Source organism: Xanthomonas campestris pv. badrii (assembly GCF_012848175.1).
Classification (GTDB): domain Bacteria; phylum Pseudomonadota; class Gammaproteobacteria; order Xanthomonadales; family Xanthomonadaceae; genus Xanthomonas; species Xanthomonas campestris_C.
On sequence record NZ_CP051651.1, the window covers coordinates 1,520,546 to 1,532,515 of the forward strand.

Consider the following 11,970-nt stretch of genomic DNA (forward strand, 5'->3'; position numbering starts at 1 on the left):
TGACGATACCTGTCACTTTACTGCGGAGGCACGCTGAATGTCCGACATGGCCATGATCCGGATCGGCATCCTGATCGCCGGGCTGCTGCTGGTCGCAGCCATTTTCCTGTTCGGCCGCCCGAAGAAATCGCCGCAGGGGCGCCGGGTGGACAAGGACGAGGGGCAGCCACGCGAGCGCCGCGAGCCGGTGATGTCCGGCGATGCAGGCAGTGAGGGCGAGGCGGCCGAACGCAGCGAGCGCCGTGCCGAACAAAGCGAACTGGAGCTGGATGCGCAGGATGCCGTTGGCGGCAATGACGTCGGCAAGCGCCCCAACCAGGATTTCGACAAGATCGTGTCGCTGTTCGTGGCGGCCAAGGCCGGCCAGATCCTGCGCGGCGAAGACGTGGTGGTGGCCGCCGAAAAGACCGGGCTGGTGTTCGGCCACATGAATGTGTTCCACCGTCTGGTCGAGGGCCATCCCGAGCGCGGACCGATCTTCAGCATGGCCAGCATCCTCAAGCCGGGCAGTTTCGACATGGCCAACATCCGCGAGATGCAGACGCCGGCGATCGCCTTCTTCCTGACCTTGCCGGCGCCGATGACGGCGCTCGATGCCTGGGAAAAGATGCTGCCCACCGTGCAGCGCATGGCCGAATTGCTCGATGGCGTGGTGCTGGACGACAGCCGCAACGCGCTGGGCCGGCAGCGGGTGGCGCACATCCGCGACGAGCTGCGCGCCTACGACCGCCAGCACCAGGCGCCGCCGCTGACCAAGTCGCCGCGCTGGTGAGCTGATTGGCTCGTACGGGCGCAGCCCCCATCCGCCCTTCGGGCACCTTCCCCCGCAGGCGGGGGAAGGGCGGGCCCGCAGTCATGGATGGTTCGTGCGGAGGCGCGGCGAAGCCGATCGGGCACCTGGCGCAAGGATGCAGGCCGGATCGTCCGCTTCCCCGCTTCAAGGGGACCGTGCATGCTTTTGACACCTGAGGGGGCAGGATTGCTTCTTCCCTGCCTTCAGGGCCATGCGGTCCTTCCCGCCAGCCGGACAAGACCATCGTCCTCCACCCTCCGGTTCGGACATGCCCTCTCCCACGTGCGGGACAGGCATCCCTCTCCCACGCGCGGAACGGGCAATCCCTCTCCCACGTGCGGGACAGGCATCCCCTCTCCCACGTGCGGAACGGGCAATCCCTCTCCCACGTGCGGGACAGGCATCCCCTCTCCCGCCTGCGGGAGAGGGGTAGGGGTGAGGGCAATCGGTGAAGCCCATGCGCTCCGCGGCGCAGCAACGCGCCAGCATCCCATCGCTCCCGCCGGGCCACACCGCCTGCCTCGGCACTGCGCTGGCTCCAACCGGCAACGAAGCCCTCGTCAGCGTTTGGCTTTGGCGAACGCCTCGCAAAAGCGCAGCATTTCCGCCTCGGTGCCCACGGTCACGCGCACGCGCTTGGGCCAGATCGGCCAGCTGCGTCCGACGATGACGCCCTGCTTCTGCATCGAGTCGGCGAACACCTTGGCATCGCGCTTGATGTCCACCATAAAGCAGTTGGCCTGCGATGGCAGGCAGGTGTAGCCCTTGCCCTTGAGCCAGGCGATGGTGTCCTCACGCACGCGCGCGTTCTCGGCGCGCCGGGTCTGCACCAGCAATGGGTCGCGCAGGCTGGCGATGCCGGCCGCCATGGCGGGCACCGGCAGCGGGTTGCCACCCAGCGTGGCGAGCTTGCTCAGCAGCCCCGGAGCGGCGATGGCCGCGCCCAGGCGCAGGCCGGCCATGCCGTACAGCTTGGAAAACGTACGCAGCACGATCAGATCCTGGCGCTGACGCACCAGGTCCACCACCGAGGTCTCGTTGCTGTACTGGATATAGGCCTCGTCGACCACCAGCACGGCGCCGGCCGGTTTGTTGGCCAGCAGCCATTCGATGTCTGCACGCGGGGTGATCGAACCGGTGGGATTGTTGGGGTTGCACACGTAGATCAGGCCGGCGGTCGGATCGGCCTTGGCCATTGCCTTGACGTCATGCGCACCATCGGCACGCAAGGGCACACGGTGCACCGGTGCGCCATGCGCGGTGGCGACATCGGCCAGCGCTTCGAAGGTCGGGTCGGCGATGACCAGGCCTGCGCGTGGCGAAGTGAACAGCGACCCGGTGCGGTTCAACGGGTCGCTGGAGCCTGGAAAGAACGCCATGTGATCGTTCGGCAGCTGCAATTGGCCGGCCATCAGGTTGCGCAGATCCTGCTCCATCTCGAACTGATAGCGGCCAGCACGCGCCAGCGACCGCGTCGCCGCGTCCAGGGCGGCGGGCGAGGGGCCGAGCGGATGTTCGTTGTAGTTGAGGTACACCGTGCCGGCGGCCGGGGCGACGCCGGGGGCGGCAGGCGCGGCCGCGCGCTTGCGGGCTGCCTCGGCCGGCGACATCAGCCCCAGTGCGGACACCGCCACGCCGGACGTGGCAAGGCTGAGAAACGAACGGCGCGAGACGGGCAACGACACGGGCGGGCTCCAGACGGACAGGGCAACGAGGGCGCCACGCTAGCGGGTTTGGGGCGCTCTGCCTATCGGGGGGGTGTCCGCATGGCCAATCGTGCAGCCGTGCATGCTGGAATCAGGCGGCAGCGACGGTGGTGTTTCCAGCATCGGCGTGCACAGGTCCGGCAACCGCCGAGCTCGTTTTTCAACTGGATCGGCAGTGGCTCACCACTTGCTTCGCTCCGATGCAGACACCCTGGCAGGTGCGGTTTACGCATGGCCAACACGGCAGTCGCCGCCAACGCCAACGACTTCATCCGTCGATCAATCTGCGCGACCAGAGGCTGTATCGCCAACGCTTGGCATCGGCATGGCCCGCTAGAATGAGCGGCCCAGAGTCAGCCCAGCGATCAGTATGACTGTCAGCCCGGATCCCGCGCAGCGCATCGAGGCCTTGCGCCGTCGCATCGAAGACGCGAACTACCGCTATCACGTGCTCGACGAGCCGCAGATGGCCGACGTGGATTACGACCGCCTGATGCGCGAGCTGGAAGCGCTGGAGGCCGAGCATCCGGCGCTGGCCAGCGCGGACTCGCCGACCCAGCGCGTGGGCTACCTGGCCGCCTCGCGCTTTGCCGAAGTGCGGCACGCCCTGCCGATGTTGTCGCTGGGCAATGCTTTCAGCGATGAGGAAGTGAGCGAGTTCGTCCGCCGCATCAGCGAGCGGCTGGAGCTCAAACAGCCGGTGTTCTGCGCCGAACCCAAGCTCGATGGCCTGGCGATCAGCCTGCGCTATGAAGACGGCGAATTCGTGCAGGGTGCCACCCGCGGCGACGGTGCGACCGGCGAGGATGTCAGCGCCAATCTGCGCACTGTCAAGGCGATTCCGCTGCGCCTGCGCGGGCAGGGCTGGCCGACGGTGCTGGAGGTGCGTGGCGAGGTCTACATGCCGCGCGCGGCCTTTGAAGCCTACAACGCGCAGATGCGCGCACAGGGCGGCAAGGTGCTGGCCAATCCGCGCAATGGTGCGGCTGGTTCGCTGCGGCAGCTGGACGCGCGCATCACCGCGCAGCGCCCGCTGAGCTTCTTTGCGTATGGCGTGGGCGAGGTGCGTGACGGAACGCTGCCACAGACGCATTCGTCCATCCTGGCGCAGCTGCGCGAATGGGGCTTTCCGGTCAGCCAGCTGGTCGAGGTGGTGCAGGGTAGCGAGGGCCTGTTGATGTATTACCAGCGCATCGGTGCCGCGCGCGACGGGCTGGCCTTCGATATCGATGGCGTGGTCTACAAACTCGACGATCTGGCCGGCCAGCGCGAAATGGGCTTTGTCTCGCGCGCGCCGCGCTGGGCGATTGCGCACAAGTTCCCGGCGCAGGAGCAGTCCACCACGGTGGAGGCGATCGAGATCCAGATCGGCCGTACCGGTGCGGCCACGCCGGTGGCGCGCCTGAAGCCGGTGCATGTGGCCGGGGTGATCGTCACCAACGCGACCTTGCACAATGCCGACCAGATCGCACGGCTGGATGTACGCGTGGGCGATACGGTGATCGTGCGGCGTGCCGGCGATGTGATTCCGGAAGTGGCCGGGGTGGTGGCCGATCAACGGCCGCCCGGCACCCAGCCATGGCAGATGCCCACGCAATGCCCGGTCTGCGGGTCGGAAATCGTGCGCGAGGAGGGCCAGGCGGTGTGGCGGTGCTCGGGCGAGTTGACCTGCCCGGCGCAGCGCAAGGAGGCGTTCCGGCATTTCGTCTCGCGGCGTGCGATGGATGTCGACGGCCTGGGCGAGAAATTCATCGAAGTGCTGGTCGATAGCGGGCTGGTGCAAGGTGTGGCCGATCTGTATCTGCTCACGGTCGATCAGCTGTTGCAGTTGCGCCTGATCAGCACCGCCGACAGTCCGCACGCGTTCCTGCGCGAGGCGCGCGAGCACCTGGCCAGTGGCGCGTATGCGCAGCTGGAAACCACCGTCGCAGGCATCGGTGTGGATCTGGCCGGCGAGCGCGAGGCTCCGCCAACCTGGCAGGCCGACCTGCTGCGTGCCGGGTTGCCGAGCTTCGACTGGAACCGCCGCAAGATCGCCACCAAGTGGGCCGAGAACCTGATCGAGGCGATCGAGAAGTCGCGCGACACCACGCTGGAGCGGTTCCTGTTCGCACTCGGCATCGAGCATGTGGGCGAAAGCACCGCCAAGGCCTTGTCGGCCTGGTTCGGCGATCTGGAACTGATCCGTCATCTGCCGTGGCCGCTGTTCAAGCGCGTGCCGGATATCGGCGGCGAAGTGGCGCGCTCGCTTGGGCATTTCTTCGATCAGCCCGGCAATCAGCAGGCCATCGATGATCTGCTGCAACGAGGGGTGCGCATCGGCGATGCGCATCCGCCGTCGCCCAGGCTGCGCGACGCGCTGAGCTTTGCCAGCGTGCTGGAAGATATGGACATCCCCAAGGTCACGCCGGTGCGTGCGCAGCAGCTGGCCGCCGCAGTGCCGTCGTTCGATGCGCTGCGTACTGCCGGCGGCGATGCCTTGCAACAGGCCGGCGTGCCGGCGCCGGTGGTCGCCGCGCTGCTGCAATGGCTGGATCGCCCCGAAAACGCCGCCCTGGCCAGCGCCGCGCAGCAGGCGATGGAAACCGTGCTGGCGCGTCTGCCGGAAGCTGCCGCGGTACAGGCCGGTCCGCTGGATGGCCAGACCGTGGTGATCACCGGCACGTTGGCGGCATTGACCCGCGACGCGGCCAAGCAGCGGCTGGAAGCCCTGGGTGCCAAGGTCGCCGGCAGCGTGTCGAAGAAGACGGCGTTCCTGGTGGCGGGCGAGGAGGCCGGCTCCAAGCTCGACAAGGCCCAGTCGCTGGGTGTGGAGATCTGGGACGAGGCACGCCTGCTGGCCTTCCTGGGCGAGCACGGGCAGCAGCCGTGACCGCCGCGACGCTGGACCTGGCCGCGTTGCAGTTGAGGGCGCGGCTCAATGCCACGATCCGCGACTTCTTCGCCGAGCGCGGCGTCATCGAAGTGGAAACGCCGGTGCTGTCGCAGGCCGGCAACACCGAGCCGAACATCGAAAGCTTCAGCACCCGCTTCAGCGGGCACGTGGATGCCGGCGCACCGGTGCGCTGGTTGCGCACCTCGCCGGAGTACCCGCTCAAGCGCCTGCTCGCCGCCGGCCTGGGCGATTGCTATGAGCTGGGGCGGGTGTTCCGCAATGGCGAAGCCGGTGGCCGCCACAATCCCGAATTCAGCATGCTCGAGTGGTATCGGGTGGGCTGGGAGGACCGGGCGCTGGCGCAGGAAACCATCGCGCTGGTGCGCCGTGCGCTGGCCCTGGTCGACCGCGAAGCCACCGTACAGGTGCTCAGCTACCGCGAGCTGTTCGTGCAGCGGCTGGGCATCGATCCGTTGCTGGCCCCGATCCAGGCGCTGCGTGCGCCGTTGCAGGCGATCGCCATCGATCCGCAGGGGCTCACGCGCGACGATTGGCTGGACCTGCTGATGACCCACTGCCTGCAGCCCGGTTTTGCCGCCGATACGCTGACCGTGGTGCACGATTGGCCGGCCAGCCAATGCGCGCTGGCGCGGATCCGCCACGACGATCCGCCGGTGGCCGAGCGCTTCGAGCTGTATCTGGGGGCCTACGAGGTGGCCAACGGCTACCACGAGTTGAACGATGCGCACGAACAGCGTGCGCGTTTCCAGCGCGACAACGCGGTGCGCGCTGCGCGTGGACTGCCGCAGCTGCCGCTGGACGAAGCATTGCTGGCGGTATTGCCGCAACTGCCCGATTGCGCCGGCGTGGCGGTGGGCGTGGATCGGTTGTTGATGGCCATGCGCGGCACCACGCAGATTGCCGACGTGCTTGCCTTCGCGTTCGCCCGCGCCTGAGTCGCGCCGGCTGCGCGGCCAGCGCGAACGCGCATGCCGCGAACTGCGTCCTGCGCCGCAGGGGCAACTGCGCCGGAACCTGCGTGCGCAGTTCAATGGCTACTCGTACCAATAATGGCTACTTGCAGTACCGCAGTTGATACGTCATCTGCGGCAGGCCGGCCACGCCGGGTTGCCACGGCATTGTCATGCCCGTCGTATTGCTATCTTCACATCGATGGTGGTCTCATCTTCACGTCCACGGGGGCGCGACGTACATCGTTTCGGGGTGAGGATTGTTGGCATGAAGTGGCTGATCAGCTTATGCGGTCTGTGGTGCTTGCCGCTGCTGATGCTTGCCGACGCACGCGCTGCCGATCGCGGCTCCGGCGTGGTGCGCTGCGAGTCCAAGGACATGGCGCGCGTGCATTGCCCGATGGCGGTGGCCGGCGGCGTGCAACTGGTGCGCCAGCTGTCCGAGACCAGCTGCATCCGTGGCAGCGAGTGGGATGTCGACCGCGAGGGCGTGTGGGTGGAGCAGGGCTGCCGTGCCGAATTCGCCAGCAGCGCGCCCAAGGCCACCGTGATGCGCCGGGTGGTGCGCTGCGATTCCAATGGCGGCAAGGTGGCATGCCCGGTGGTACTGCGTGGCGCGCCGGTGCGGCTGCTGCGCCAGCGCTCGATGTGGCCGTGCAAAGAGGGCCGCACCTGGGGCGTTCGCCGTAACGAGATCTGGGTGTCGCGCGGCTGCGATGGCGAATTCGAAGTGGGTGCCGAAGATGGCTCCGGCTTCGTCGCCATACCGCGCATGGTCACCTGCGAATCGAAGAAGAGCGCGCGGCGCACCTGCGGGGTGTCGGTGGAACGTGCCGTGCGCCTGGGCCGGCAGATGTCCAGGACCCCGTGCGTGGAAGGCCAGACCTGGGGCTGGAGCCGCGATGGAGTGTGGGTCAACGACGGTTGCCGCGCCGAATTCATCGTCGACTGAGCGACTGGCAGCGCCGCTGCGCTACTGCGCGCCGGTCTATTGCCGGGCGAAGGATTCAGGTCCTTGCCGCGAGGCGACTGCTCTGCGGTTTGGCTGCAGGGCCCTTGCCCGCCCACCATCGCAGGACACGCTGCAAGTACGTCCATGTAGCTCTTTGGCGGCATCCATGCCGCCAAAGGTCCTGCGACGGTGGGCGGGCAAGGACCAGTCGAAATGGTCGGCGTGCATGGTTTCGACAAGCAACCGGCAAGCAGCGGTGCACCGCCCTCGTTCTTCAACAAATCACCAGCCAACTGTCCGGCGCGGTGTCCTCACCGATTGCGGGACCCTTGGCGGCATGGATGCCGCCACGGAGCCTACATGGACGTACTTGCGGCGTGTCCCGCGAGCGGTGAGGGCACCGCGTCCTCGACGAGTCAGGCGTTTGCGCTTGATGCATCGCCGCACGCACTGCGAGCTGTCCATTGAAGGCCCACTGACTGCACCGCCCCTGCGCCTTACAATAGACGCATGAACGACAGCGCCCATATCGATTACGCCCGCTACGACCACATCCGCCCGCTGTTGTGGACCGGCGATGCCCTTGAACTGCTCGACCAACGCAAGCTGCCCTTCGTGGTGGAGCATGTGCGTTGCGACAGCAGCGATGCGGTGGCCGAGGCCATCCATGCGCTGGCGGTGCGTGGTGCGCCGGCAATCGGTATCGCAGCCGGGTGGGGCGTGGTGTTGGCGGCGCGCGACATCGAGGCCGACGATGGCAGTGCGGCCTTGCAGAAACTCGAACCGGCGCTGTTGCGGCTCAACGCCGCGCGCCCGACCGCGGTCAACCTGGCCTGGGCATTGATGCGCATGCGCCGGGTGCTGGGCGCGGCCGGCGCCGACTGGCGCGAGGTGATCGCGCGCGAGGCGCAGGCCATCGCCGATGAAGACCTGGCCGCCAATCGCCATATGGGCGCGTTGGGTGCCGGGCTGATCGCCCCGGGCAGCGGCGTGCTCACGCACTGCAACACCGGCTCGCTGGCCACGGCCGGCTTCGGTACCGCACTGGGCGTGATCCGCGCCGGCATGGCGCAGCAGCGCATCGCCAAGGTGTTCGCCGGCGAAACACGGCCGTGGCTGCAGGGCGCGCGCCTGACCGTGTGGGAGCTGCAGCAGGACGGCATCGATGCCACCCTGATCGCCGACTCGGCCGCCTCCCATCTGATGAAATCCGGGCTGGTGCACTGGGTGATCGTCGGCGCCGACCGTATCTGCGCCAATGGCGATACCGCCAACAAGATCGGCACCTACCAGCTGGCCATCGCCGCCCGCCACCACGGGGTCAGGTTCATGGTGGTGGCGCCCTCGTCCACGGTGGACATGGCCACCGTGGACGGCGATCAGATCGAGATCGAGCAGCGCGATCCGGGCGAACTGTTCGGCGTGGGCGGGGTGCGTACGGTGGCCGAGGGCATTCATGCCTGGAACCCGGTGTTCGACGTCACCCCGGGCAGCCTGATCGATGCCATCGTCACCGAGCGCGGGGTGATCGAGCAGCCCGACCTGGGGCGCATGCAGGCCGCGTTCGGCAGCTGAACCCGGCGCCGGGGCGGGATGCCGCAAACGTCGCGTAAAGTCCTGCAAGTGCTTGTTTCTGGCCGCTAAACCGGCGGCATCCGGGTGTCCCTTCATGGTACAATCCGACGCTTGAATCGATCGGCGGGAGCGTGGGGTCGGCAGCCTGTCGCCAAGGCGCCCCCGACGCGGCTTTCCGGCTCGCCCGCCACCTCACTTACGGAACCCGAATGGCAGAAACCGCCAAGGAAATCATCCAGGTCAACCTGGAAGACGAGATGCGCAAGAGCTATCTCGATTACGCGATGAGCGTGATCGTGGGCCGCGCACTCCCCGATGCCCGTGATGGCCTCAAGCCTGTGCACCGGCGCGTGCTGTACGCGATGCACGAGCTTGGCGCACACAGCAACAAGGCCTACTTCAAGTCGGCGCGTATCGTCGGCGACGTCATCGGTAAGTACCACCCGCACGGCGACCAGTCGGTGTACGACACGCTGGTGCGCATGGCGCAGCCGTTCTCGCTGCGCTACATGATGGTGGACGGCCAGGGTAACTTCGGTTCGGTCGACGGCGACTCCGCCGCGGCAATGCGTTACACCGAGTCGCGCATGTCGCGGCTGGCGCATGAGCTGATGGCCGACATCGACAAGGAAACCGTCGACTTCCAGCCCAATTACGACGAAAAGGAATTGGAACCGACGGTCATGCCGACCCGGTTCCCGAGCCTGCTGGTCAATGGCTCGGCCGGTATCGCGGTGGGCATGGCCACCAATATCCCGCCGCACAACCTGACCGAGGCGATCAACGCCTGCATCGCGCTGATCGACACCCCGGAGCTGGATGTCGAAGGCCTGATGGAATACATCCCCGGCCCGGATTTCCCTACCGCCGGCATCATCAACGGTACCGCCGGCATTGCCGCTGGCTACCGCACCGGCCGTGGCCGCGTGCGCATCCGTGCCAAGGCCGATGTGGAAGTGGCCGACAACGGCCGTGAGGCGATCGTCGTCACCGAGATCCCGTACCAGGTCAACAAGGCGCGGCTGATCGAAAAGATCGCCGAGCTGGTCAAGGAAAAGAAGCTCGAAGGCATCAGCGAGCTGCGCGATGAGTCCGACAAGGACGGCATGCGCATCTACATCGAAATCAAGCGCGGCGAGTCGGCCGAGGTTGTGCTCAACAACCTGTACCAGCAGACCCAGATGGAGTCGGTGTTCGGCATCAACATGGTGGCGCTGATCGACGGCCGCCCGCAGTTGATGAACCTCAAGCAGATGCTGGAGGCGTTCATCCGCCACCGGCGCGAGGTGGTCACCCGCCGCACCATCTTTGAGCTGCGCAAGGCGCGTGCACGTGCGCACGTGCTGGAAGGTCTGACCGTTGCGCTGGCCAACATCGATGAAATGATCGAGTTGATCAAGACCTCGGCCAATCCGCAGGAAGCGCGCGAGCGCATGCTGGCCAAGACCTGGGAGCCGGGGTTGGTGGGGGCGCTGCTGGGCGCTGCGGGTGCCGAAGCGTCCAAGCCGGAAGATCTGGCGCCGGGCGTGGGCCTGATCCAGGGCTTCTACCAGCTCAGCGAAGTGCAGGCCTCGCAGATCCTGGAAATGCGTCTGCATCGCCTCACCGGCCTGGAACAGGAAAAGCTGACCGACGAGTACAAGCAGTTGCTCGGCGTCATCGAAGGCCTGATCCGCATCCTGGAAAACCCGGATGTGCTGCTGCAGGTGATCCGCGACGAGCTGATCAACGTGCGCGAAGAGTACGGCGATGCGCGTCGCACCGAGATCCGTCACAGCGAAGAAGACCTGGACATCCTGGATCTGATCGCGCCGGAAGACGTGGTGGTGACGCTGTCGCACGCCGGCTATGCCAAGCGCCAGCCGGTGAGCGCGTACCGCGCGCAGCGTCGCGGTGGCCGTGGCCGCTCTGCCGCAGCGACCAAGGAAGAAGACTTCATCGACCAGCTGTGGCTGGTCAACACGCACGACACGCTGCTGACCTTCACCAGCAGCGGCAAGGTGTTCTGGCTGCCGGTCCATCAATTGCCGGAGGCCGGCTCCAATGCGCGCGGCCGCCCGATCATCAACTGGATTCCGCTGGAATCCGGCGAGCGCGTGCAGGCGGTGCTGCCGGTGCGCGAATACGCCGACAACCGCTACGTGTTCTTCGCCACCCGCAACGGGACGGTCAAGAAGACCCCGCTGAGCGAATTCGCGTTCCGTCTGGCGCGCGGCAAGATCGCGATCAATCTGGACGAAGGCGATGCGCTGGTTGGCGTTGCCCTGACCGATGGCGACCGCGACGTATTGCTGTTCGCCTCCAACGGCAAGACCGTGCGCTTTGGCGAGTCCACCGTGCGTTCGATGGGCCGGACCGCCACCGGCGTGCGCGGTATTCGCATGCCCAAGGGCGAGGAAGTGGTCAGCCTGATCGTCTCCGACCCGGCCGGTGGCATCGAGATCGAGTCCGATGAAGACGCTGCCGAGGAGATTGTCGACACCGCCGACAGCGCTGATGCAGCCGTGATCGAGGTTGCCGACGACGGCAATGTGGCCTACATCCTCACCGCCACCGAGAACGGCTACGGCAAGCGCACCCCGCTGGCCGAGTACCCGCGCAAGGGGCGTGGCACGCAGGGCGTGATCGGTATCCAGACCACCGAGCGCAACGGCAAGCTGGTGCGTGCGGTGCTGCTGGGCGCCACCGACGAAGTGCTGCTGATCTCCGATGGCGGCACCCTGGTGCGCACGCGCGGTTCGGAAATCTCGCGCGTGGGCCGCAATACCCAGGGTGTGACGCTGATCCGGCTGTCCAAGGGCGAGAAGCTGCAGGCGGTCGAACGCCTGGACGCATCGCTGGATGAAGTGGACGAGGTGGCAGAAGAAGCGAGCGCAACCGCAGGGCCGGTGGCGCTGCCACCGGCAAGCGAAGAATGATCGGGTAAGGTCATCGCTGCAGTTGAACAAAAGCGTCGGCAATGCCGGCGCTTTTTTTTTGCGGGCGTTTTGTTGCGCGCACGGTTTATTGCAGGCGACGACATGTGCAACGCAGTGTTAAGCGCAATCCCCGCGAAAAATGCGGTGTTTTCACCATTAAAGGTCGAAGGTAGGTGGCGG

Annotated in this window: 7 protein-coding genes; 6 read left to right on the plus strand and 1 reads right to left on the minus strand. The window is 66.7% G+C overall.

From position 1 onward, the window contains the following. Nucleotides 1–37: 37 nt before the first annotated feature. Nucleotides 38–772 carry a cell division protein ZipA gene (zipA, locus tag HG421_RS06475; RefSeq protein WP_169705712.1) on the plus strand — a complete coding sequence of 245 codons (735 nt, stop codon included), beginning with the start codon at nucleotides 38–40 and terminating at the stop codon, nucleotides 770–772. A gap of 581 nt (nucleotides 773–1,353) precedes the next feature. On the opposite strand, the gene HG421_RS06480 is transcribed toward zipA, so the two are convergent. Continuing rightward, nucleotides 1,354–2,478, minus strand: a complete 1,125-nt coding sequence (locus HG421_RS06480; RefSeq protein ID WP_169705713.1) for a pyridoxal phosphate-dependent aminotransferase — start codon at nucleotides 2,476–2,478, stop codon at nucleotides 1,354–1,356. A gap of 391 nt (nucleotides 2,479–2,869) precedes the next feature. Here HG421_RS06480 and ligA point away from each other — a divergent pair, with 391 nt between their 5' ends. From ligA to gyrA, 5 genes are all read left to right on the plus strand, one after another. Beyond that, nucleotides 2,870–5,371, plus strand: a complete 2,502-nt coding sequence (ligA, locus tag HG421_RS06485) for an NAD-dependent DNA ligase LigA (protein ID WP_169705714.1) — start codon at nucleotides 2,870–2,872, stop codon at nucleotides 5,369–5,371. After that, a complete protein-coding gene (gene epmA / locus HG421_RS06490; protein ID WP_169705715.1) occupies nucleotides 5,368–6,330 on the plus strand; it encodes an EF-P lysine aminoacylase EpmA in 963 nt (320 codons plus the stop codon). Before ligA ends, epmA begins: the two co-directional genes overlap by 4 nt. Before the next feature lie 283 nt (nucleotides 6,331–6,613). Further along, nucleotides 6,614–7,297 (plus strand): DUF3011 domain-containing protein, encoded by a 684-nt coding sequence (locus tag HG421_RS06495; RefSeq protein WP_169705716.1) that lies wholly within the window; start codon nucleotides 6,614–6,616, stop codon nucleotides 7,295–7,297. Nucleotides 7,298–7,807: 510 nt separating this feature from the next. After that, the gene (gene mtnA, locus HG421_RS06500) at nucleotides 7,808–8,872 is read left to right on the plus strand and encodes an S-methyl-5-thioribose-1-phosphate isomerase (protein WP_169705717.1); all 1,065 of its coding nucleotides are present in this window, start codon (nucleotides 7,808–7,810) and stop codon (nucleotides 8,870–8,872) included. A 209-nt stretch (nucleotides 8,873–9,081) separates the two neighbouring features. Beyond that, nucleotides 9,082–11,790 carry a DNA gyrase subunit A gene (gene gyrA, locus HG421_RS06505; RefSeq protein WP_169705718.1) on the plus strand — a complete coding sequence of 903 codons (2,709 nt, stop codon included), beginning with the start codon at nucleotides 9,082–9,084 and terminating at the stop codon, nucleotides 11,788–11,790. Nucleotides 11,791–11,970: the final 180 nt, after the last annotated feature.